General features: G+C 69.9%; 21 protein-coding genes. 12 read left to right on the top strand and 9 right to left on the bottom strand.

Going from position 1 to position 22,217, the window contains the following annotated elements:
- Window positions 1-251: 251 nt before the first annotated feature.
- From IE307_RS35680 to moeA, 5 genes are all read right to left on the bottom strand, one after another.
- Complete coding sequence (locus tag IE307_RS35680; protein ID WP_191303805.1) at window positions 252-2,405, bottom strand: AAA family ATPase; 2,154 nt, start codon at window positions 2,403-2,405, stop codon at window positions 252-254.
- 108 nt (window positions 2,406-2,513) lie between these two features.
- On the bottom strand, window positions 2,514-3,482 hold the full coding sequence (gene pssA / locus IE307_RS35675; protein WP_191303804.1) for a CDP-diacylglycerol--serine O-phosphatidyltransferase: 969 nt from the start codon (window positions 3,480-3,482) through the stop codon (window positions 2,514-2,516).
- Entirely contained in the window at window positions 3,483-4,178 is a 696-nt protein-coding gene (locus IE307_RS35670) for a phosphatidylserine decarboxylase (protein ID WP_191303803.1), read from the bottom strand.
- Between the two features lie 205 nt (window positions 4,179-4,383).
- On the bottom strand, window positions 4,384-5,802 hold the full coding sequence (locus tag IE307_RS35665) for a M48 family metallopeptidase (protein ID WP_191303802.1): 1,419 nt from the start codon (window positions 5,800-5,802) through the stop codon (window positions 4,384-4,386).
- Between the two features lie 27 nt (window positions 5,803-5,829).
- The gene (gene moeA / locus IE307_RS35660) at window positions 5,830-7,026 is read right to left on the bottom strand and encodes a molybdopterin molybdotransferase MoeA (RefSeq protein ID WP_268250445.1); all 1,197 of its coding nucleotides are present in this window, start codon (window positions 7,024-7,026) and stop codon (window positions 5,830-5,832) included.
- Window positions 7,027-7,097: 71 nt separating this feature from the next.
- Here moeA and IE307_RS35655 point away from each other — a divergent pair, with 71 nt between their 5' ends.
- From IE307_RS35655 to groL, 4 genes are all read left to right on the top strand, one after another.
- On the top strand, window positions 7,098-7,733 hold the full coding sequence (locus tag IE307_RS35655) for an AIM24 family protein (RefSeq protein WP_191303840.1): 636 nt from the start codon (window positions 7,098-7,100) through the stop codon (window positions 7,731-7,733).
- A gap of 79 nt (window positions 7,734-7,812) precedes the next feature.
- Window positions 7,813-8,019, top strand: coding sequence for a cold-shock protein (locus tag IE307_RS35650; RefSeq protein ID WP_030470913.1), 207 nt, complete (start codon window positions 7,813-7,815; stop codon window positions 8,017-8,019).
- 68 nt (window positions 8,020-8,087) lie between these two features.
- Window positions 8,088-9,311, top strand: coding sequence for a serine/threonine-protein kinase (locus IE307_RS35645; RefSeq protein WP_191303801.1), 1,224 nt, complete (start codon window positions 8,088-8,090; stop codon window positions 9,309-9,311).
- A gap of 237 nt (window positions 9,312-9,548) precedes the next feature.
- Complete coding sequence (gene groL, locus IE307_RS35640) at window positions 9,549-11,168, top strand: chaperonin GroEL (protein WP_191303800.1); 1,620 nt, start codon at window positions 9,549-9,551, stop codon at window positions 11,166-11,168.
- An 861-nt stretch (window positions 11,169-12,029) separates the two neighbouring features.
- Here the strand turns inward: groL and IE307_RS35635 are convergent.
- Complete coding sequence (locus tag IE307_RS35635) at window positions 12,030-12,506, bottom strand: carboxypeptidase regulatory-like domain-containing protein (RefSeq protein WP_169746023.1); 477 nt, start codon at window positions 12,504-12,506, stop codon at window positions 12,030-12,032.
- A 5-nt stretch (window positions 12,507-12,511) separates the two neighbouring features.
- Entirely contained in the window at window positions 12,512-13,117 is a 606-nt protein-coding gene (locus tag IE307_RS35630) for an RNA polymerase sigma factor (protein WP_191303799.1), read from the bottom strand.
- Between the two features lie 344 nt (window positions 13,118-13,461).
- Between IE307_RS35630 and IE307_RS35625 the strand changes: the two genes are divergently transcribed.
- The 5 genes from IE307_RS35625 (at window position 13,462) to IE307_RS35605 (ending at window position 18,565) form a co-directional block, all read left to right on the top strand.
- Window positions 13,462-14,121 carry a copper homeostasis protein CutC gene (locus IE307_RS35625; RefSeq protein WP_191303798.1) on the top strand — a complete coding sequence of 220 codons (660 nt, stop codon included), beginning with the start codon at window positions 13,462-13,464 and terminating at the stop codon, window positions 14,119-14,121.
- 82 nt (window positions 14,122-14,203) lie between these two features.
- Window positions 14,204-15,481, top strand: a complete 1,278-nt coding sequence (locus tag IE307_RS35620) for an extracellular solute-binding protein (protein WP_191303839.1) — start codon at window positions 14,204-14,206, stop codon at window positions 15,479-15,481.
- A 2-nt stretch (window positions 15,482-15,483) separates the two neighbouring features.
- Window positions 15,484-16,368, top strand: a complete 885-nt coding sequence (locus IE307_RS35615; RefSeq protein ID WP_229905401.1) for a carbohydrate ABC transporter permease — start codon at window positions 15,484-15,486, stop codon at window positions 16,366-16,368.
- Entirely contained in the window at window positions 16,365-17,198 is an 834-nt protein-coding gene (locus IE307_RS35610; RefSeq protein ID WP_229905400.1) for a carbohydrate ABC transporter permease, read from the top strand. Before IE307_RS35615 ends, IE307_RS35610 begins: the two co-directional genes overlap by 4 nt.
- Window positions 17,195-18,565 (top strand): beta-N-acetylhexosaminidase, encoded by a 1,371-nt coding sequence (locus IE307_RS35605; RefSeq protein ID WP_191303796.1) that lies wholly within the window; start codon window positions 17,195-17,197, stop codon window positions 18,563-18,565. Before IE307_RS35610 ends, IE307_RS35605 begins: the two co-directional genes overlap by 4 nt.
- Here IE307_RS35605 and IE307_RS35600 read toward each other — a convergent pair whose 3' ends face one another.
- On the bottom strand, window positions 18,566-18,796 hold the full coding sequence (locus IE307_RS35600) for a PspC domain-containing protein (protein ID WP_191303795.1): 231 nt from the start codon (window positions 18,794-18,796) through the stop codon (window positions 18,566-18,568).
- Between the two features lie 77 nt (window positions 18,797-18,873).
- Window positions 18,874-19,257 carry a VOC family protein gene (locus tag IE307_RS35595; RefSeq protein ID WP_191303794.1) on the bottom strand — a complete coding sequence of 128 codons (384 nt, stop codon included), beginning with the start codon at window positions 19,255-19,257 and terminating at the stop codon, window positions 18,874-18,876.
- A 29-nt stretch (window positions 19,258-19,286) separates the two neighbouring features.
- On the opposite strand from IE307_RS35595, the gene IE307_RS35590 reads away from it, so the two are divergent.
- Genes IE307_RS35590 through IE307_RS35580 form a run of 3 tightly spaced genes read left to right on the top strand, consistent with a single transcriptional unit; the run spans window position 19,287 to window position 22,172 of the window.
- Window positions 19,287-20,117 (top strand): AAA family ATPase, encoded by an 831-nt coding sequence (locus IE307_RS35590; protein WP_191303793.1) that lies wholly within the window; start codon window positions 19,287-19,289, stop codon window positions 20,115-20,117.
- Entirely contained in the window at window positions 20,114-21,088 is a 975-nt protein-coding gene (locus IE307_RS35585; RefSeq protein WP_191303792.1) for a vWA domain-containing protein, read from the top strand. The genes IE307_RS35590 and IE307_RS35585 overlap by 4 nt, the downstream gene beginning before the upstream one ends.
- A complete protein-coding gene (locus IE307_RS35580) occupies window positions 21,081-22,172 on the top strand; it encodes an XdhC family protein (protein WP_191303791.1) in 1,092 nt (363 codons plus the stop codon). Before IE307_RS35585 ends, IE307_RS35580 begins: the two co-directional genes overlap by 8 nt.
- Window positions 22,173-22,217 lie beyond the last annotated feature (45 nt).

The raw sequence follows: 22,217 nt of genomic DNA, 5'->3' as shown, positions 1-22,217 counted from the left end.
CGTGTCCGGGAACCGGGGACAACTCCAGCGTGTCCGCTTGACACCCCTACCTGCATGCAGCAAGAGCTATGGCGCGACTCGTGATGGGACCCACCGCCTGAGCCTCTTGGTAAGGACGGCTCGCCTGCGGCATCGCGTGCCATCAGGTGTTGGCCGCTCCAGTCCAGCCAGCCCCAGTCGGAGCGGCACCCCCGCCCCCGTCAGCTCCAACCCAGCTCTCTCCGTGCCCAGCCCGAGTTGCCCCGCCGGTGTCAGCGGTTGGCCGCGTATGCCGCCAGAGCCGCCAGCTGTGCCGGGTCCAGGGACGGGCGCACCACCTCGCGGGCCTTGGCCAGGTGGGTGTGGGTCACCTCGGCTGCCTCCAGGGATTCCCGCATCGCCGTGAGGGCCGCCTCGCGGACCAGGGCCGCGCAGTCTGCTGCCGAGTACATGTCGAGTTCGCCTGCCAGGGTGGCCAGGTCCACGTCGCCTGCCAGTGGTGTGTTGCGGGAGGAGGCCTTGAGGATTTCCGTGCGGGCCTCGGCGTCTGGTGGTGGGACGTAGATGATGCGTTCCAGCCTGCCTGGGCGGAGGAGGGCCGGGTCGATCAGTTCTGGGCGGTTGGTGGCGGCGATGACCACCACGTCGCGGAGGGGTTCCACGCCGTCCAGTTCGGTCAGGAGGGCGGCTACCACGCGGTCTGCCACGCCGGAGTCGGAGGACTGGCCTCGGCGGGGGGCCAGGGCGTCGACCTCGTCCAGGAAGATGAGGGCTGGGGCGGCGTCTGCTGCGCGGCGGAAGAGTTCTCGGACTGCTCGTTCTGACTCGCCGACGAACTTGTCCATCAGTTCTGCGCCCTTGACGGTCAGGACGTTCAGTTGGCCGGTGCCTGCCAGGGCGCGCACCAGGAACGTCTTGCCGCATCCCGGTGGGCCGTAGAGCAGGAGGCCGCGCGGGGGTTCCACGCCGAGGCGGGCGAAGGAGTCCGGGTAGCGCAGGGGCCAGAGGGCCGCTTCGGTGAGGGCCTGCTTGACCTCCTTCATGTCGCCCACGTCGTCCAGGGTGAGGCCGCCTGTTTGGACTGTGTCCGAGGCGGACATGGAGATCGGGCGGACCGTGTTGAGGGCGCCCAGGAGGTCTTCCTGGCCCACGCGGGGTTCTGGCACTTCGCGTTGGCGCAGGGCTGCTCGGACTGCTGTCTCGCGGCGCAGGGCGCAGAGGTCCGCTGCCACGAAGCCCGGTGTGCGGGCGGCCACCTCGCCGAAGTCCACATCGGACTCCAGCGGGACGTCGCGCAGCAGCACGCGCAGGAGTTCGGTGCGGCCCGCGGCGTCGGGGAGGGGGAGTGCCAGTTCGCGGTCCACCAGGTCTGGGGCGCGCAGGCGGGCGTCCACCGATTCCGCCCTTGCCGAGGTGACCACCAGGGCGAGGTTGGGGCGGGAGATGGCCGTGCGCAGCATGTCCAGGACGACGGTCGCGACCGGTGGTGGCGCTGTGGGCAGCAGGGAGTCGATGTCGGTGAGGAGCAGGACGGTGGGCTGCTCGGGGACGCCCGCGATGGCGTCGCCCAGTTGTTTCGCCATGGCGCCCGGTTCCAGGACGGCGATGCTCGGGGCGGCCAGTTCGACGACCCTGGCGTCGGTGGCGCGGGCGACGGCGCGGACCAGCGTCGCCTTGCCGACGCCTTCCGGGCCGCTGATCATGGCCGCGAGGCGGGCGGAGGCGCCGAGCTTCGTGAGGAGTTCGGGCTGGCGGAACATCAGCTCCAGCCACTCGGTCAGCCTGCGGGCCTGTTCGCGCTGGCCCACGAGGTCCGCGACGGGTAGCGCCTCGTGCTTCTCCTGCACGACGACGGGGGTCATCTCGGCGGCGGGGGCCTGGGCCGAGCGCCAGCCCACGACGCTCGACGGCTGCACGGCCACTGGGCCCGCCGGGTCGGTCGAGGTGATGGTGATGAGCTCGTTGGTCCACGTCATGCCGATGGCGTTGGACAGCTTGCGGCGCGTCTCGGAGACGTTCGCGCCGGGCGGCGGCGCGAGGTCCTGGGGCAGCAGCGAGACGTTGTCGCCGACGGTGAGGACCTTGCCGGTCAACGCCATGCGCACGTGCTCCGGCGTGAGAGCGGTGGTGGCGAGGCGGGAGCCCGCGACGGTGATCGAGCGGGCGGCCGTCACCTGGACCGGGGCCACGACGATCTCGGAACCCTCGACGACGCCGAGGTTGGTCAGCGTCACGTCGTCCACCAGGACCACGCCCGGCGGCTGCTCGCCCGAGGCGGCCAGCGCGGCGCTCACGCGGGCGCCGGTCAGCCTCACCGCGTCCCAGGCGCGCAGGCCCAGGGCGTCGAGCACCTCGGGGTGGAGGCGGACGACACCGCGCCGGGTGTCCAGAGCGGACGGGGACAGGCGAGCCGTCAGCGTGATCACGCCGACGACTCTAGTTCCTCCCGGCGAGCCCGCCGGTTTGCCTGATCCGGGTAGAAGCGAACGGGCCGGACACGATGAACGTGTCCGGCCCGCGGTGTCGTCGAGCGATCAGCGCTTCGGTTGGCGCCGAAGGCCCAGCTGCCGCCACGAACGACGGCGCCCGTTGGTGCCGGGCGCGCCGTCCACCGCCGTCGTGGAGGTGGGAACGTCACGCCGCGGGCGGCGCACCGCGCGCATGGCGGCGCCGGCGACGCGACCGCGCAACGGCTGGCGCAGGCCGAGCCGCCGAGCGGCGACCCCGTGCGCGCGCTTGATCGCGCGGCGGTCCGCACCGGTGACGGTCCAGGCCTCCGGGTGCTTCGACAGCCACAGGTACCGGCGCACCGAGTAAGGCAGGTGCGCGAGGTACACGACCATCGCGATGATCAGCGCCACCAGCGGGTAGGTGATGATCGCCGCGGCCAGCAGGCCGACGGCGACCAGCAGAGGCGCCACCGCGCGCGGCGGCACCTTCACCGTCTTCACGGACAACGTGGGGATCCGCGACACCAGCAGCATCGCGACCAGGACGGTCCACGCGCCGACGACGTAGGGGTTGTTCCACCAGCCGTCGGACCGGACCTGCTCCTCGATGATCAGGGGCAGCAGCAGCAACAGGCCGCCTGCCGGAGCGGGGACGCCGACGAAGAACTCCTTCGCGAACGGCGGTTGTTCCTTCTCCAGCAACGTGTTGAAGCGGGCCAGGCGGACCACCATGCAGACCGCGTAGATCAGCGCGATGACCCAGCCCGCGCGGTTGCCCTCGAACTTCCAGAGGTAGATCGCGAGGGCGGGCGCGACGCCGAACGAGATGGCGTCCGCCAGCGAGTCGAGTTCCGCGCCCATCTTCGACGTCGCGTCCAGCAGGCGGGCGATGCGGCCGTCGAGGCCGTCGAAGACGGCGGCCGCCGCGATCGACGCGATGGCCGCGCCCCACATGCCGACGTTCGCGAAGTGCACGGCGGACAGGCCCGAGCACATGGCGAGGACCGTGATCGCGTTCGGCAGCAGGCGAACGCCGGGCCCGCTGGGTGCCACTTACGCCTCCGGGAGTTCGGCGAGAACGGTCTCGCCGCCGATGGTGCGCTGGCCGGCCTCGACCAGGACACGGCTGCCGCGCGGCACGTAGAGGTCCACGCGCGAGCCGAAGCGGATCAGGCCGTAGGTCTGGCCGGCGGCGACCTTCTCGCCCTCGGCGACCTCGCACACGATGCGGCGGGCGACCAGGCCGGCGATCTGCACGACCACCAGGTCGTGGCCGTCGACGGTGCGCAGCCACACGGTGTTGCGCTCGTTCTCCTCGGAGGCCTTGTCGAGGTCGGCCGAGAGGAACTTGCCGGGGTGGTACGAGACCTGGACGACCTCGCCGTCCGCGGGCACGCGCTGCACGTGCACGTCGAACACGGAGAGGAAGACGCTGACGCGCGTCATCGGCTGGGAGCCGAGGCCGAGCTCGGCCGGCGGGACGGCGTCGACCACGTGCGAGACGGTGCCGTCGGCCGGGGCCACGGCGAGGTTCGGACGGGTCGGCGTCACGCGCTTCGGCTCGCGGAAGAACCACGCCACCCACGCCGTGACCAGCGCGAGGACGACGCCCAGGCGCTTGAAGCGCAACCGGACGAGGAGGGTCGCGATCGCCGCACCGGCGACGAACGGGCGCCCTGCCGGGTGCATCGGCGGCACCATGCCGCGCGCGAGTTCGAGGAAGTGGGAGACGGGCTTCTCGCTGCTCATCGTGTCTGTGGGTTCCGTAGCGTCGGGGGATTGTCGGGCGGCACAACGCTACGGCAACACCCCAAACCGCCCACCGGGACTGCCGGAGAAGACAAGTGGCCGGTGGGCCCGTGCATCCCCCGACGAATGCGCGGGCCCACCGGCACCTGCGGATAGTGTAATCCCCGTCACATGGGGTGAACAACGTCGCTGGGTGAGCGTTCCGTCACAGTGTGTCGACGCCCAGGGCCTGCAGCCGGAACCGCACCTCGGGCACGCGGTTAGCGTCGCGCACGGCGGGCGCCACCAGGTCCTCCGGGTGGACCGCAGCTCCGTCCGGCATCCGCAGGACGAACAGCCCGCCCCAGTTGAGTTCCAGCGTCGCGCGGTTAGCCGTCACGAGCTGGTCAGCCACCATGCACCCGAGCAGTTCCGTCACGGCGTCGACGGCGGCGTCGTGCACCGCCTCGGAGGTCAGCGACCCGTCCACCGGGCGTCCCGTGAGGTCGTGCAGTCTGCCGTGTTCCAGCGCCGTCAGCACGGCTCCGAGGGTGTCGCCGATCTTGCTGACCCTGCCCGCGTGCCGCAGCCCGTCGGCCTGGCGGCGCACGAGCAGGGGGCCGGTCAGTCCTGCGAGCTGCTCCCAGGTGATCGGCGGCCCCTGCACGTCGACCAGCGCCGCGACCGCCTCGGGCGGCGTGCCGTCCAGCAACGCCCAGGCGGACCGCTCGTCCACGGCCTCGGCGACACCGAGCGCCGGGAAGAGCCGCGCGATCGTCGCCACCCGCTCGCGGATCGGCGGGTGGCTGTCGAACACCGACGACGGCTCCTGCGCGGCCAGCAGGGGCTCGATCTCGCGCAGCTGGTGCACGCGCCGCGGGTGGTCGAGGTAGGCGCGGAACCCCTCCAGCAACGGCGGGGTGCGCCCGGCGAGCACCGCCAGCGAGACGTACCAGCGCAGGTAGTCGTTCCAGGCCTCGCCGAGCGGACCGGTCCGCAGCAACGAGCGCGTCGTCGCCTCCCGTCCGGCCGCCGCCACCGACACCTCGTCGGCGAACTGCTCGTGCTTGCGGCTCTCCGAGGCCGCGACCAGCGCGTACAGCCGGGCCCACGCGTAGAGGACGCCGGTCGCGTCGAACCGCCCGGCGCCGAGACCGAGGGCGACCTTCGCGCGGAACGTGAACGCGGAGACCCTGGTGTGCCCGCCGCCGTAGTGGCCCAGCTCGTGCGCCAGCACCGACCTCAGCTCGCCGATGCTCATGCCCGCCACGAACGGCAGGCCGAGCTCCAGGTAGCGCGTGCCGTGGCGTTCCCACACGCCCGCGTTGGGCTCGCTGACCAGGCGGATGTCGTCGGGGCCGCGCGTGCCGGCGATGCGCGCCAGCTCGTCGGTGTGCCGCCAGAGCTCGGGGTGCGTCGCGCGCGTCAGCGCGATGCCGCTGGGCTTCGGGCTCGTCCACGCCGCGATCGCCATCGCCACCAGCGGGGGCCCGCCCAGCACGAGCGCCAGCGCGCTCAGGACCAGCCCGCCCTCGACGTCGTCGCGCTGGAAGAGCGTGAACGCCAGCCCTCCCAGGCCGGCGAACAACACCACCGCGAGCACGAAGAACCCGCCGAGCACCACGAGCGCGAGTGCCGCTCTCATCTCCTGCTTCCCCCAGGTCGTCCGGAACTACTGCAGGTATCTCACGGTGACCTCGGATCCCGCAGCCAGTTCGGTGACCTCCTCCGGAACCTCGATCAGGCAGTTGGACAGCGCGAGCGCCGACAGCAGGTGCGATCCCGGCCCGCCGACCGGCGTCACGACCTGGCCGGACGACGGGTCGTGCAGGCCGCGCCGGAACTGCGTCTTGCCCGCGGGGGACGTCAGGCCGCTCGTGATCGCCGCACGCGCGGTGGGGCGTTCCGGCCGCAGGTGGCCCATCGACGCCAGCAGCGCCGGCCGCACGAACACCTCGAACGACACCTGCGCGCTCACGGGGTTGCCCGGCAGCGACAGCACCGGCACGCCCTCGTACCGGCCGGAGCCCTGCGGCCCGCCCGGCTGCATCGCGACCTTGGTGAACTGCACGTCGTGGTCCGCCAACGCGTCCTTGACCACCTCGTACGCGCCCGCGCTCACCCCGCCGGACGTCACGATCACGTCCACCGCGCCCAGGTACGGCTTCAACGCGTGGTGGAACGCCTCGACGTCGTCGGGCACGAACCGCAGCTGCGTGGCGACGCAGCCCGCGTCCCGCACGGAGGAGGCGAGCATCATGCCGTTCGACTCGTAGATCTGGCCCATCTCGAGCGGCCTGCCCGGTTCGACCAGCTCCGAGCCCGTCGACAGGACCAGCACGCGCGAACGGCGGCGCACCGGCAGTTCGGGGAGCCCCAGCGCGGAGGCGAGGCCGAGCGTGGACGGGCGCAGCACCGTGCCCGCGGCCAGCACCGCGTCGCCCTTCTGCACGTCGTCGCCGCCGGTGCGGATGTTCTGGCCGGGCACGACGGCCCGGTCGATCGTCACGGTCTCCGTGCCGCCGTCGGTCCACTCGACCTGGACCACCGCGTCCGCGCCCACCGGCACGGGGGCGCCGGTCATGATCCGCTGCACGGTGCCGGGCTCCAGCGGGTTCAGCTCCGTGCGGCCCGCGGGGATGTCGTCGGCCACGCGCAGGCGGACCGGGAGCTCACCGGCCAGGTCGGCGGCGAGCACCGCGTACCCGTCCATCGCGGAGTTGTCGAACGGCGGCAGGGCCAGCGGCGCGATGACGTCGGCGGCGAGCACGAGCCCGAGGCACTCCTCGAGCGGGAGCTGCAGCACGGGCATCAGCCCGACGAGCTCCGCGACGCGCTGGCGGTGTTCGGCGACAGTGGTGGGGGACACGACTGCATACTGCCAACGTCGCGGTGACCGTGACGACCGCTGTGCCCCGTTCGCTCCCGGAGGTGTTGTTCGTGCAGGTCAGGACCAGGCACACGCCCACGTTCGGCGTGGCGAGACTCGTCCTCGCACCCGGCGAGGCGGTGCTGGTCGACCCGCTGACCATCGCGGCGACGAACTACGGGCTCTCGGTCGTGGTCAAGGGCCTGGTCGCGCTGTGCACGGCCGGCGCGGAGGGCGGCTGGATCGACACGGCGCCGGTGCTGCCCGGCGACCTGCACCAGGTCGAGCTCGACGGGAACCACGGCTGGTGCGTGGCCCGGCACAGCTGGATCGCGTCGAGCAGCACGGTGGCGATGAACCCGGAGGCGCCGCCGATGAAGGCGATCTTCGGGGGCGCCGAGGGCTTCATGAACTACGCGCACGGCAAGGGCGCCGTGGTGCTCGCCTGCTACGGCGCGCTCGACCTCGTGACGCTGGAAGCCGGAGAAGCGGTGACCATCAGCAGCGATCACGTCGTGGCGTTCGCGGACACCGTGCAATGCCGTCTTCGGCCGTCGGTGCCCGATGGCGTGCAATCCATTCAGACGGGTGAGGGCCTGGTGTTCGACTTCGCCGGTCCCGGCGCCGTGCTGACGCAGACGCGCGGACCGCGGCGGCTCACCACCTGGTTGCGCGCCAACGGAGTCAGCCCGTTCATGACTCCGTAAGGAGGTATCCGCGTGAGATTTCTTCTTTTAGCGTTGCGTACTGCGCTTTGCGTGAGTGCGTGATCTGAAGGAGGACGTCTTGGCTCTCGGTACCGTCAAGTGGTTCAACTCCGAAAAGGGATACGGCTTCATCGCAACCGATGGCGGGCCCGACGTGTTCGTGCACTACTCGGCGATCCAGATGGAAGGCTTCCGGACGCTCTCAGAAGGCGACCGGGTGGAGTTCGAGGTGCAGGCCGGCCGGGACGGGCGCAGTCAGGCGTCGGACGTGCGCCGGGCCGGTTAGCGACATCCTGATCACAGCTTTGACCAACCCCGGGCAGGCCGATCCGGCCGGACGTTAGGCTGCCTCGCGTGTCGGAGGACCTGAGCGGACGGCGAATCGCGCATTACCGGATCGACGGAGTGCTCGGCCGTGGTGGCATGAGCGTGACGTACCGGGCAACGGACGTGAGGTTGGGCCGGAAAGTCGCGCTCAAGGTCATCGGTGAGCACCTGGCGCCCGACGCGGAGTTCCGCGAGCGGTTCGTGGACGAGGCGCGCAACACCTCGGCGATCGACCACGCGAACATCGTGCCGCTGTACGACTTCGACGAGGTCGACGGCCTGCTCTACATCGCGATGCGGCTCGTGGACGGCCAGGACCTGTCCGGGCACATCAAGGAGGGCCCGCTCACGCCCGCGCGCACGTTGTCGCTGCTCGCCCAGGTGGCCGAGGCGCTCGACATGCTGCACGGCAAGGGCCTCGTGCACCTCGACGTGAAGCCGGCCAACGTGCTGGTCACGCAGAAGGAGGGCGTGCGCGAGCACGTCTACGTCGCCGACTTCGGCCTGACCCGCCGCGGCGCCACCGGCCACCGCACCCGAACGGGTGATTTCCTCGGCTCGCCGACCTACGCGGCGCCGGAACACCTGCGCGGCGAGCCCGTCGACGGCCGCACCGACCAGTACGCGCTCGCGTGCATGCTCTTCGCCTGCCTGTCGGGGCGCCCGCCGTTCCAGGGCGGCGTGCAGGAGGTCATCGCGGGCCACCTGGGCAACGCCGTTCCCTCGCTGTCGCAGGTCGTGGCGTTGCCGCCGGCCATCGACGAGGTGATCCGCAAGGGCACCTCGAAGGACCCGGCGCAGCGGTTCGCGAGCTGCGCCGAGCTCATCGCCGCCGCCCGCGTCGCTCTCGCCGGGGTCGCGCAGGGCTCGGCTCCCGCTCAACTCGGGCCGCAGTCCGGCTCGTTCCCCGCCCAGTCGCCGGTGTCCGGGCCGATGCCCGCGCAGCAGGGGCAGTACCAGGGCGGCGGGTACCAGCAGCCGTTGCAGGACCCGGTCCGCCTGCGCCCGCCGAACCAGGTGGGCGTGAGCGCGTTCACGTCCGGCAAGAAGGAGCGGCCCGCGTGGTTCGCGCCGGTCATCGCGGCCGTCGTGGCGATCGTGGTGATCATCGTCGTGGTGGTGATCCTGTCGCCGGGCGACGAACCCGCACGCCAGCCCAAGACGAGCTCCGCGCCGTCGCTGAACATCGGCGACGAGCCGACCTCGCGCAAGCCGCTGCCGACCTCCGTGCCGGTGCGCACGACTCGCTGAGAGTCGTCTGGCAGTCGCCCGGGTTCGCTTGCACTCGTCGTGTCCGAGTGCTAAACACGAACTAGCACTCGGCACGTTCGAGTGCCAAAGCAGTGAGGCTGGGACGGTGAGGCCCTCTCGTCGATCAGACGGGGGAGTCGTCCGTCGCGGGCACCAACCTGGCCACTGCACCGTGTTCCGCTGTGGGCGTGCGCCCGCAGTGGCCCAGAATCCACAAAGGCGGAGGAACACACCGCAATGGCCAAGATGATTGCGTTCGACGAGGAAGCCCGTCGCGGACTCGAGCGCGGGATGAACATCCTCGCTGACGCCGTCAAGGTGACGCTCGGCCCCAAGGGCCGCAACGTCGTGCTCGAGAAGAAGTGGGGCGCGCCGACCATCACCAACGATGGCGTCTCCATCGCGAAGGAGATCGAGCTCGAGGACCCGTGGGAGAAGATCGGGGCCGAGCTCGTCAAGGAGGTCGCGAAGAAGACCGACGACGTCGCGGGTGACGGCACCACCACCGCGACCGTGCTCGCCCAGGCACTGGTCCGCGAGGGCCTGCGCAACGTGGCCGCGGGCGCGAACCCGCTCGGCCTCAAGCGCGGCATCGAGCAGGCCGTCGATGCCATCGCCGAGCAGCTGCTGAAGAACGCCAAGGAGATCGAGACGAAGGAGCAGATCGCTGCTACCGCGTCCATCTCCGCCGCTGACCCCACGATCGGCGAGCTCATCGCCGAGGCGATGGACAAGGTCGGCAAGGAAGGCGTCATCACCGTCGAGGAGAGCAACACCCTCGGTCTCGAGCTCGAGCTCACCGAAGGCATGCGCTTCGACAAGGGTTACATCTCCGGTTACTTCGTGACCGACCCCGAGCGCCAGGAAGCGACCCTCGAGGACCCGTACATCCTGCTGTTCGGCTCCAAGATCTCCACGGTCAAGGACCTGCTCCCCCTCCTCGAGAAGGTCATGCAGGGCGGCAAGCCGCTGCTGATCATCTCGGAGGACGTCGAGGGCGAGGCCCTGGCGACCCTGGTCGTCAACAAGATCCGCGGCACCTTCAAGTCCGTCGCCGTCAAGGCGCCCGGCTTCGGCGACCGCCGCAAGGCCATCCTCCAGGACATCGCCACCCTCACCGGTGGCCAGGTCATCACCGAGGACGTCGGCCTGAAGCTGGAGAACGCCGACATCTCGCTGCTGGGCAAGGCCCGCAAGGTCGTCGTCACGAAGGACGAGACGACCATCGTCGAGGGTGCCGGTGACGCGGAGCAGATCCAGGGCCGCGTCAACCAGATCCGCGCCGAGATCGAGAAGTCGGACTCCGACTACGACCGCGAGAAGCTCCAGGAGCGCCTCGCCAAGCTCGCCGGCGGCGTCGCCGTCATCAAGGCGGGCGCGGCCACCGAGGTCGAGCTCAAGGAGCGCAAGCACCGCATCGAAGACGCGGTCCGCAACGCCAAGGCCGCCGTCGAGGAGGGCATCGTCGCCGGTGGTGGCGTCGCGCTGCTCCAGGCCGCCGAGGCCGCCTTCGCGGGCCTGAAGCTCACGGGCGACGAGGCCACCGGTGCCAACATCGTCAAGGTCGCCGTCGAGGCTCCCCTCAAGCAGATCGCGGTCAACGCCGGTCTCGAGGGTGGCGTCGTGGTCGAGCGCGTCAAGTCCCTCCCCTCTGGCGAGGGCCTGGACGCCGCGACCGGCGAGTACAAGGACCTGATCAAGGCCGGCATCATCGACCCGGCCAAGGTCACGCGCTCCGCGCTGCAGAACGCCGCGTCCATCGCCGCCCTGTTCCTGACGACGGAAGCCGTCGTCGCGGACAAGCCGGAGAAGAATGCGGCCCCGGCCGCGCCGGACGCCGGCGGCATGGACTTCTGAGTCCTACCGCTCCGCTCCACCTCCGAAAGGCCCGGCTCGCCACGGCGAGCCGGGCCTTTCGGCGTCTCCAGGGCGCGCGGTGGGTGGTGGGCCGAGCCGTGGTGGGCGGTGAGCGAGCCGGGGTGGGCGAGAGGGCCGGTGGGGGTGGCGGAGGAGGTACCGGTTGCGAGCCCAGGGCCACTTGAGGCGGGTGGGGGGCTCGCTCGTGCTGTGGGGTGGCCGGCGCTGGGTGAGGGGGTGCGGGAAGGCGGCCGGGGGGGAGATGAGAGGAGATACGCGCGAGGTGGGCGGCGCAACCGGGAGGATGCGGCCGACGTGGGGTGCGATGGTGGGGCGTGGCGCCCCAGACAGGGCGCACAGCGAGGTGAGAGCGGCGTGCGGCGCTCGCGGCAATTGGGCACGGCGAAGGTGCGATGCGGCGAGCCGGGGACGTGGCCTGGTGGGGCGCGGTGAATGGGGGCGCGGCGAAGCGTTGTGCGCGCGGCGAGGCGGGAACGTGGCCTGGCGGGGCGAAGCCGCCCTCCGCCCAACGCAATGGCGAAGCCGAGCCGTGTGAACCTCTTCCGCCCGGTCAAGCGGTGGTGAAGCAACCACGACGGCGATTGGGGCTTGACTTTGGGTGCGAGGCCTTGAACTTGACCACTCGGCCGGGCTTCACAATCCCGGCTTTTCCAGGCCGAGGAAGGCCTCGCAAGGGCCCCGAAGTCAAGCCCCAATCGCAATCGTCGCGAAGCGGCGATGAATCGACCCGGCTCGTCACAACACGCGCAACCACCTGCACAACCGCCGGTAAAACCCCAGAACCCCAGTAAATCCGCCGAACTCCACCAAACAAATCCGCCGAACGAAAACGTAAAAGAATCAAAGCATGATCGTGGGCGTCACAACAGTCCGCCCAGGCTCCCCACGAGAATTCACCAAATGCACCAGAATCTGCGTGGTCCCAGCCGGCACATCAGGCAACACAAACCGCCCACCATCATCAGCCCGAGTGCAAGAAGACTGGTGATCGGCCACCCGGACCTCCACCTCGTGCTCCCCGGCCGGCACCAGCCACCCGTCGATCCGGTGCCGGGACCCGGTCGAGGTGAAGTTCACCATCAACGTCAGGTTGTCCACGGTGAACGTGATCGTGCCGGTCTGCCCCCCGCGCACCCCGGCGAACGATCCGGCGCGTTCCCACCGGGCCACCTCCACGTCCAGCGATTCCAGGGCGATCGCGAACTTCACGCGGTCCACCAGGTCGGCGGGCGGCGGGTCCAGTTCGTCGACGAGCCTGTTCAGTTCCGAGAGGACTGCGGTGTCCTCGGGGCCCCTGCGGTCGTCGCGCGGGTCGATCTCGTTCACCGCGATCCTCCTTCCGTCTCCAGGTAGTTGCGCAGCAGTGTCAGACACCGTCCCCTGGTCGGACCGATGCTGCCGTGGGGCATGGCCAGTGCCTCGGCGACTGCCCTGTACTCCGCGCGGCCCGCGAGCACGGTGAGTCGGAGCAGTTCCTGGCACCTCGTGGTGAGGCGGCCGAACGCGAGCCACAGGCGGCGGTCGCGGTCGTCCATCAGCGTCACGTCCTCGGGCAGGCCGGTGTCGGACTCGAGCTGTTCGGCGTATTCGTCGGACAGGTGCGTTTCACGCTTGTTGGGTGTCCAAGTTCGGCGCGCTTCACGCCTCGTCGTGACCACCAGGTAGCCGACCAGGGCTTTGGGCTCGTTGATGTTCTCGATGTTCTTCAAGAACGCGAGCCACACGGTCTGCACGACGTCCTCGGCCGCGGCGCGGTCGAGGCCCTGACCGCGCGCCACGTGCCACAGCAGCGGGGTCAGTTCGTCGACCAGGACGTTCAGCGCGTCCCGGTTGCCCTCACGTGCCGCCTCCACGCACACCGCATGACGTTCGGTGCCTTCAAGCCCGTCCCACGGCGGACGGTCATCCGCCGTGTGCAGCTCGTCCATGCAGCACCTCCGATCGGCCGCCCTTGTCAGCGCCGTCCGCCAACTCATGAAGGGCTAACTGGGCGGTAGATACAAAATTCACTCGATTGGAGCAGCACTACCGCCAGGATGTCTCTCATCTTCCTCCGGGCACGCCAGCGGCCCGTGATTCCCCCTCCGGGTCACGGGCCGCCAGTGGTGGGAGCCGCGCCGGCCGGCACCCCTCGAACCGGCTGACGCGGACTCCACGCCTGAACAAAGCGCTCGTTGTGAAAGAGCGGTGTCCAGGCGAGCAGATACGCGTCTGACGCACGAACACGCGCCGAGGCTCCCGATTCACGAAAGCACACGTTATGGTCTAGACCATGCCGATTCTCGAAGTGATCGCACTGGACGCGAAGGACGCCGAGGCCGCTCAGGCGGGCGGCGCCGACCGGCTCGAACTGGTCGCCGACATGGCCTCCGACGGCCTCACGCCGTCGATCTCCACCTTCAAGGAGGTCCAGCAGTCCGTCGACATCCCGATCCGCGTGATGCTCAGGGACGCCAACGGGTTCGCGCCCGCCAACCTCAAGCACCTGCGCCGCCAGGCGTGGGAGCTCAGGGAAGCCGGCGCCACGGAGTTCGTGCTCGGCTTCCTCGACGCGGGCGGCGAGATCGACGAGGGCGTGACGCTCAACCTCGTCGCCGAGCTCGAGGGCTGCGCCTGGACCTTCCACCGCGCGCTCGACAACTCCAACGACGTCTTCCGGTCCTGGGAGGTCGTTAAGACCCTCGGCTGCGACACCGTGCTCGCGGCGGGCAGCGTCAAGGGCGTCGAGGACGGAATCGGCAACCTGAAGGAACTGGCCGCCCAGGCGCCGCCCGCGCTGCTCGTCGGTGGTGGTCTGCAGGCCCGTCACGTGCCGGAACTGCTGGCAGTGGGCGTGAAGGGTTTTCACGTCGGCAGCGCGGTCCGTCCGTCCGGGTGGGACTCGGCGGTCGATGCCGCGATCGTTAGGGAATGGGTCAATCGTCTGGTCTAGACCCTTGACCGAGACCGTTCTACAGTCACGTTGCTTCATGTGAAATAGCTGTTGCAACATACGCAACGTGAAGGGCGCGACGATGCGGTTGAAGACACTCGCGGCGGTGCTGGGCGTGGGCGCGGTGGTCGCCTGCGCACCGGTGCAGTCGGGACCGACGAACTCGGGCACGGACGAGCAGACCGGGCAGCTGCGGGTGTGGCTGTTCGACGAGGTCAACCGGGCCCCCAAGGAAGCCGTGGTCAAGGAGGCGATCTCCGAGTTCCAGGGCAAGCACGCCGGCGTGACCGTCGACGTGCAGTACATCCAGGTGTCCAGCCGGGCTGAGCGCTTCAAGGCCGCGTTCAGCGACCCGAAGAGCGCGCCGGACGTCGCCGAGTTCGGCAACACCGACCTCGCGGGCTACGTGTCCGCGGGCGGCTTCTCCGAGCTCGACCTGGGCAAGTGGGACGAGTCCAAGGACCTGGTCCCGACGATCCTCGACACGGCCAAGGTCGACGGCAAGACGTACGGCGTGCCGTGGTTCGTGGGCGTGCGCGCGTTGTACTACCGCACCGACGTGTTCACCGAGCTCGGCCTCAAGCCGCCGACGACGTTGGACGAGATCGCGACGACGGCCCGTGAGATCAGGCAGAAGAAGCCGGAGCTCATCGGCATCTCGGCCGGTGGCAAGTACCTGTTCGCCGCGCTGCCCTTCATCTGGGCGCAGGGCGGGGACCTCGCGAAGTCCGACGGCGGCAAGTTCACCGCCACGATCGACAGCGCCGAGGCCAAGGCCGGTATTGCCAAGTACACCGAGCTGATCAAGGACGACATCTGCCCGCCCGCCACCTGCGCGGGCAACGGCGGTGACGCGAGCGTCGAGGCGTTCCGCGCGGGCAAGGCCGCGATGACCATCGGTGGCGACTTCAACCGCAAGTCCGTGGACGCGTCGAGTGCGGCCGGCAAGTACGGCGTCGTCCCGCTGCCCGGCAAGGACAAGGGCTCGGTCGCGCCCGCGTTCGCCGGCGGCAACCTGCTCGGCGTCATGAAGGGCACGCAGCGCAAGACGCTCGCCAACGAGTTCACGCAGCTGCTCGCCTCGAAGAAGTACCAGCAGAAGATGTACACGGCGATGGGCAACCTGCCGACGTTCGCCGACGTGCAGAAGCAGGTCGCGGACTCCGACAAGTTCCTGGAGCCGTTCACCAAGACGCTGCAGTCCGGCACGAAGTTCGTCCCCGTCACGCCGGCGTGGGCGAAGATCGAGGCGCAGACCGTGGTGCCGACGATGCTCCAGGAGATCGTCACCGGCGCGAAGAACGTCGACACAGCGACTGCCGACGCCGCCAAGACCATGAACGCGGCCTTCACGTCGTGAGTGTGACCGCCAAAGGCCAGGGGCGGACCGCGTTCGCCTACCTGGCTCCAGCGCTGCTGATCCTCGGGGGCCTGCTGGCCTACCCGATCTACCAGCTGGTGCTCATCTCGCTCTACGACTACGGCCAGGAACAGGTCAGCGGCGGCGCGCCACTGGAGTTCCTCGGTCTCGGGAACTACCAGAAGCTGCTGGGGGACCAGCAGTTCTGGACGGTGTTCGGGCAGACCGTCGCGTTCGCGGCGGTCTGCGTGGTCGGCACGTTGCTTGTGGGCGCGTTCCTCGCAATCCTCGCCACCCGCGTGCGCACGTGGGTGCGCATGACGTTGTTCCTGGCGGCGCTCGGCGCGTGGTCCACGCCCGCCGTCGCCGGGTCGACGATCTGGCTCTTCCTGTTCGACGCGAACTTCGGGTTCGTGAACGAGGTCCTGGGCATCCAGGGCTTCTCCTGGACGTTCGACAAGTGGACGGCGTTCGGACTCGTTGCCGCACAGGTGATCTGGTGCTCGTTCCCGTTCGTCATGGTGACGCTCTTCGCGGGCATCAAGGCGATCCCGGGCGAGGTGCTGGAGGCCGCCGCGCTGGACGGCGCGTCGGCGTTCCGCACGGCGTGGAGCGTCACGCTCCCGTTGCTGAAGCCGATCATCCTCGTGGTGACGATCCAGTCGATCATCTGGGACTTCAAGGTCTTCACGCAGATCTACGTGATGACGAACGGCGGCGGCATCGCCGGGCGCAACCTCGTGCTCAACGTCTACGCCTACCAGCAGGCGTTCGCGGCGTCGGAGTACGGCCTCGGCGCGACCATCGGCGTCGTGATGACCGTGCTGCTGCTGGGAATCACGATGTTCTACCTGCGTGCGCTCAAGAAGTCGGGGGAGGTCCTGTGAGGCGCTGGCTGACCGAGGGCTTCGTCCTCATCGTCGCCGCGGTGGTGGCGTTCCCGCTGTTCTGGATGGTGCTGAGCGCCTTCAAGCCGGAGGACGAGATCATCTCGGCCGATCCGGTGCCGTGGACGACGCGGCCGACGCTCGACAGCTTCACGCGGGCGCTGACCGTCGCGAACTTCGGGCGATACTTCATGAACAGCATCATCGTCGCGTTGATCGTGGTCGCCCTGAGCATCCTGATCTCGTTCCTCGCGGCGACCGCGCTCACCCGCTTCCGGTTCCGCAGCCGCACGACGTTGCTGATCATGCTGCTGGTCGTGCAGATGGTGCCGGTCGAGGCGTTGACCGTGCCGCTGTTCTTCCTGATGCGGTCCGTGGGTGACAGCGTTCCGGTCTTCGGCCTGAACCACCTGGGCTCGCTCGTGCTGGTGCACCTGGCCTTCAGCCTGCCGTTCGCGATCTGGATGCTGCGGGGCTTCGTCGCCGCGGTGCCGGTGGAGCTGGAGGAGGCCGCCACCCTGGACGGCGCCTCGCGGTTCCGGTTCCTGTGGCAGGTGCTGTTCCCGCTCGTCGCGCCCGGCCTGGTGGCGACGAGCGTGCTGTCGTTCATCCACGCCTGGAACGACTTCCTGTTCGCCAAGACGTTCATCATCTCGGCCGTGGAGAACCAGACCCTGCCTCTGGCGCTCCAGGTGTTCGTCAAACCCGACCAGAACGATTGGGGCGCGATCATGGCGGGCTCCACCCTGATGACCATCCCTGTACTGATCTTCTTCGTGCTCGTGCAACGCCGGCTCGTGTCCGGCCTCGCGGGGGCGGTGAAGGGATGAACCTCCTCCCTCGTCCGGTGTCCTACGTGGACGGTGGGCGGCTCTGCGAGTACCAGGGCTGGGAGACCGTCCTCGTCGACGGTCCTCCCGGCGGCTACCGGCTGCTGTCGTCCGACGACGGCGTGCTGATCGAGGCGAACGACGCGGCCGGCGAGATGAACGCGCTGCAGACGTTGCGGCAACTCCTGGGCGCACAGGCGTTCCGGGCCGCGGGGGACAAACCCGCGGTCATCCCGGCCTGCGAGGTCGTCGACCACCCGCGCTTCCCGTGGCGTGGCGTGATGCTCGACGTCTCACGGCACTTCCTGCCCAAGCGGGAGGTGCTGCGCTACGTCGAGCTGCTGTCCGTGCACAAGCTCAACGTCCTGCACCTGCACCTCACCGACGACCAGGGCTGGCGCTTCGAGGTCAAGCGGTACCCGAAGCTCACCGAGGTCGGGTCGTGGCGGGAGGACTCGCGGTTCGGCGACCGGCGCTCCGCGGGCATGAAGGGCCGTCCGCACGGCGGTTTCTACACGCAGGACGACCTGCGGGAGATCGTCGAGTACGCACGGGCGCGGCACATCACGGTGATCCCGGAGATCGACGTCCCGGGCCACTCGCAGGCGGCGATCGCGGCCCACCCGGAACTGGGCGTGCACGGCGGCGGTGTCTGGACCGACTGGGGCGTCAACGAACGCGTGCTCAACACCGACGAGTCCACAGTGGACTTCTACCGGAACGTGTTCGACGAACTGATGGACGTCTTCCCGGCGGAGGTCATCGGACTCGGCGGCGACGAGGCGCCCGGTCACGAAGACGGCGTGCTGGTCCGGGCCATCGCGGAACACATCGCGAGCAGGGGACGGCGGCCGTACGGGTGGGACGAGGTCTTGGACGCACGTCCGCTGCCTTCGAACGCTGTCGTCGCGTCCTGGCGCGGGGTCGAGAACGGTGTCACGGCGCTCGGCGCGGGCCACGACGTGGTCATGTGCCCCGAGCAGCACGTCTACCTGGACTACCGGCAGTCGGAGTCGCTCGACGAGCCGATTCCGGTGGGCACGGTGACGACGCTGGAGGACGTCTACGCGTGGGACCCGGTGCCCGAAGGGCTCACGGGCGAGGAACCAGGGCGGTTGCTGGGCGCGCAGGCGAACATCTGGACCGAGCACCTCGACTCGGCCCGGCGGGTGGACTACGCGGCGTTCCCGAGGCTGGCCGCGTTCGCCGAGGTCGTGTGGTCCCCGGCGGAGAAGGATCCCGGTTTCGTGCAACGGCTGCGGGAGCACCACCTGCCGAGGCTCGACGCCCTCGGGGTGGAGTACCGGCCCCTCAGCGGACCCCACCCGTGGCAACGACTACCCGGCGTTCCCGGTTTTCCACGGTGATCACATCGCGGCGTCTTCCTCGGGCATGAGGAGCCAGGCGGCGACGTAGAGGACCGCTCCGGTGCCGAACCCGAGCAGCGTCGCCGCCACGAGGATGATCCGCAGGATCGCGGCGTCCACGCCGATCATCTTGGCGGCGCCACCGCAGACGCCGGCGAGCATCTTGTCGCTGCGGCTCCTGCGGAGCTTCTTGACCTGGGCTGTCGCGTCGTTGAGCACGTTGTTCGTCATGCACCAAGAATCGCGATTTCACGCCCGGCGCACATCAGTGACGACCCCGAATCCAACCCTGATCCCGGACCCCGGGGTCAGTCGAGGCAGAACTCGTTGCCCTCGACGTCCTGCATGACGATGCAGGACTCGTTCTCCTCGTCGGCCTCCATCACGCGCACGCACACCGCGCCGATCGCTTCCAGCCGGACGCGCTCGGCCTGCAACGCGGACAGGCGCTCCACACCCACGAGTCCGGTGCCCGCCCGCACGTCGACGTGCACCCGGTTCTTGACGGTCTTGCCCTCGGGAACGCGCTGGAAGTAGAACCGCGGGCCCTCGCCGGACGGGTCGGCGCAGGCGGACCACGACCCGTCGCTCTCGGGCAGGGCGTCGTACCCGAGCACCTGGCTCCAGAACTCGGCGACGCGCACGGGTTCCGCGCAGTCGAACGTGACCTGGATCTTCCTCAGCGAGCCCATCGGCCCAGGCTAGTCGTACCCTGAGCCCCATGGAGTCCCCCGGGGAACTGGCGTCAGGGCTCGACCGCGCGGGGTACCTGCCGGACGGCGGGGTGGCCACGGCGGCGTTCCTCGCGGTCCGCATGGGCCGGCCGTTGTTCCTCGAGGGCGAACCCGGCACCGGCAAGACCTCGCTCGCGCTGGCCCTCGCCAAGGCGATGGACGTCCCGCTGATCAGACTGCAGTGCCACGAGGGCATCGACGCCACCCAGGCGCTGTACGACTGGGACTACCCGCGCCAGCTCATGCACCTGCGCGTCCTGGAGACGCGCGGCGAGGTGGACGAGGCCTCCCTCTACACACGACGGTTCCTGCTGGCCAGGCCGCTGCTGCAGGCGCTGGAGAACGCGCCGTGCGTGCTGCTCGTCGACGAGATCGACAGGGCGGACGACGAGTTCGAGGCGTTCCTGCTGGAGGTGCTGTCGGAGAACGCCGTGAGCATCCCGGAGTTCGGGGAGATCAGGGCCACGACACCGCCGCTGACCGTGCTGACCTCGAACCGGACCCGCGAGGTGCACGACGCGCTGAAGCGCCGCTGCCTCTACCACTGGCTGGAGCACCCCTCGCTCGACCGCGAGGTCGCGATCCTGCGCCGCACCCTGCCCGGCCTCGACGACCGGCTCGCGGTCAAGGTCGCGGAGGCCGTTCAGCAGATGCGCGGCCTGGACCTGCTCAAACCACCGGGCGTCGCGGAGTCGCTGGACTGGGCGCGGGCGCTGCAGGCCCTGGGGCGTGCGGAGCCGGACGCGGAGACCCTCGGCGCGGTCCTGAAGTACCGGGAGGACGCAGAACGCGTGATCGGGAGCACAATCGTCAGGTGACGGCAGCCTGCGTGGAGTTCACGAGCGTCCTGCGGGGCGCCGGACTTCAGTGCGGGCCCGACCGCGTCCAGGCGTTCCTGCGGGCCACCGAGCACGTCGACCTGTACTGGGCCGGGCGCCTCACGCTGTGCGCCGACCCGGACGACCTGCCGCGCTACGACGCCGTCTACCGGGCGTACTTCGGCGGCACCCCGCCCCGTCCACGCGCGACGGTCGAACTCGACTCGATGACCGTCGGCGTCGCCGCGTCCGACCTGGAAGTGCTGAAGCACAAGGACGTCTCCGAGTTCAACGCGGCGCCGCTGATCGCCAGGCTGAACCCCCTGCCGCCGCGCAGGCGGTCGCGCAGGCTGCGCAAGGCCCGTCGCGGGCGGATGGACCTGGCCCGCACCGTGCGCGCGATGATCGAGACCGGCGGCGAGATCGCGTTGCCGCGCCATCGCCGCAGGGGCTCCAAACCACGCCGGCTCGTGCTGTTGATCGACGTGTCCGGCTCGATGGCGGCCTACTCGGACGCGTTGCTGCGGTTCGCGCACGTCGTCGCGCACGCCATGCCCGCCGAGGTCCGCACGATCGGCACCCGGCTGACCCGCGTGACCCGTCAGCTGCGGGAACGCGACCCGGAACGCGCCGTGAAGGCCGCCGGGCGGGCGATCCCCGACTACGAGGGCGGCACCCGGCTCGGTGACGCGCTGCGGCGGTTCAACCAGCAGTGGCGGCAACGGGGTGCGGTGGTCGTGCTGTTCAGCGACGGCTGGGAACGCGGCGACCCGACCCTGCTGGCGACCGAGATGGCGCGGCTGCGGCGGGTGAGCCACAAGGTCATCTGGGCCAACCCGCACGCGGGCAAACCGGGCTACCGGCCTGTGCAGAGCGGTGTGGTGGCGGCGCTCCCGCACGTCGACGTGATGGTCGCCGGGCACAGCGTGCAGGCTTTGGAAGAACTGCTGAAGGAGGTGCGCCGTGCGTGATGTCCTCTACGACCTCGCCGGACGGGTGGCGAACGGGGAGACGGTCGGGGTCGGCACGGTGGTCGCGACCTTCAGCTCGGCGCCGCGGCCGGCGGGTGCGGCGATGCTCGTGACGCAGGACGGCGAGGCGGTCGGCAGCGTGTCCGGCGGCTGCGTCGAGGGCGCTGTCTACGACCTGGCGCAGTCGTTGGACAGCCCGGTCCTGCAGCGGTACGGGGTGAGTGACGACGACGCGTTCGCGGTGGGGCTGACCTGCGGCGGGATCATCGACATCTACGTCGAGAAGATCAGCGCCGAGACGTTCCCGCAGCTCGCCGAGGTCGTCGAGACGGTCCGCGCCGAGGAGCCCGTGGCCGTTGCGACGGTCATCGAGCACCCGGACGGCATCGGCCGGCGCATGGTCGTCTGGCCCGACCGCCGCGACGGCAGTCTCGGGAGCGCGCGGATCGACGACGCCGTCGCGGACGACGCGCGCGGCATGCTCGCCTCGGGGCGCAGCGGGGTGCTCCAGTACGGACCGGACGGGCAGCGGCGCGGCGAGGGCATGAGCGTCTTCGTGAACTCCTTCGAACCACCGCCGCGCATGCTCGTGTTCGGAGCGATCGACTTCGCCGCCGCGATGGCCCGGCTCGGCGCGTTCCTCGGCTACCGCGTGACCGTGTGCGACGCACGGCCGGTGTTCGCGACGCGCAGCCGTTTCCCGGAGGCGGACGAGGTCGTCGTCGCCTGGCCGCACAAGTACCTCCAGGCCGAAGCGTCCAAGCTCGACGAACGCACGGTGATCGCGGTCCTCACCCACGACCCGAAGTTCGACGTGCCGCTGCTGGAAGTCGCGTTGCGACTGAAGGTCGGTTACGTCGGGGCGATGGGATCGCGCCGCACGCACGAAGATCGCCTGCAGCGGTTGCGGGAGGCGGGGCTGACCGAGTCAGAACTGGGGGCTTTGGCCTCGCCGATCGGCCTGGACCTGGGCGCGCGGACGCCGGAGGAGACGGCGGTGTCGATCGCGGCCGAGATCATCTCCTTGCGGTGGAAGGGATCCGGCAGGCGTCTGGTCGATCTTGGTGAACCGATTCATCACTGATCGGGTTGTTGAACTCGCAAACAGGGAGCAAGCTGACGTGACCCT

Origin of the sequence: Lentzea cavernae, from assembly GCF_014653695.1 — a bacterium.
GTDB lineage: Bacteria > Actinomycetota > Actinomycetes > Mycobacteriales > Pseudonocardiaceae > Lentzea > Lentzea cavernae.
Note: the sequence above shows the minus strand (reverse complement) of the source record. Positions and strands in the feature narration are given on the sequence as shown.

What these genes read in the sequence shown, in the direction of transcription:
- IE307_RS35670 (WP_191303803.1), bottom strand. Translation starts at nt 4,178, where the DNA reads ATGAGCAGCGAGAAGCCCGTCTCCCACTTCCTCGAACTCGCGCGCGGC.
- IE307_RS35665 (WP_191303802.1), bottom strand. Translation starts at nt 5,802, where the DNA reads ATGAGAGCGGCACTCGCGCTCGTGGTGCTCGGCGGGTTCTTCGTGCTC.
- groL (WP_191303800.1), top strand. Translation starts at nt 9,549, where the DNA reads ATGGCCAAGATGATTGCGTTCGACGAGGAAGCCCGTCGCGGACTCGAG.
- IE307_RS35630 (WP_191303799.1), bottom strand. Translation starts at nt 13,117, where the DNA reads ATGGACGAGCTGCACACGGCGGATGACCGTCCGCCGTGGGACGGGCTT.
- IE307_RS35625 (WP_191303798.1), top strand. Translation starts at nt 13,462, where the DNA reads ATGCCGATTCTCGAAGTGATCGCACTGGACGCGAAGGACGCCGAGGCC.
- IE307_RS35620 (WP_191303839.1), top strand. Translation starts at nt 14,204, where the DNA reads ATGCGGTTGAAGACACTCGCGGCGGTGCTGGGCGTGGGCGCGGTGGTC.
- IE307_RS35605 (WP_191303796.1), top strand. Translation starts at nt 17,195, where the DNA reads ATGAACCTCCTCCCTCGTCCGGTGTCCTACGTGGACGGTGGGCGGCTC.
- IE307_RS35600 (WP_191303795.1), bottom strand. Translation starts at nt 18,796, where the DNA reads ATGACGAACAACGTGCTCAACGACGCGACAGCCCAGGTCAAGAAGCTC.
- IE307_RS35595 (WP_191303794.1), bottom strand. Translation starts at nt 19,257, where the DNA reads ATGGGCTCGCTGAGGAAGATCCAGGTCACGTTCGACTGCGCGGAACCC.
- IE307_RS35590 (WP_191303793.1), top strand. Translation starts at nt 19,287, where the DNA reads ATGGAGTCCCCCGGGGAACTGGCGTCAGGGCTCGACCGCGCGGGGTAC.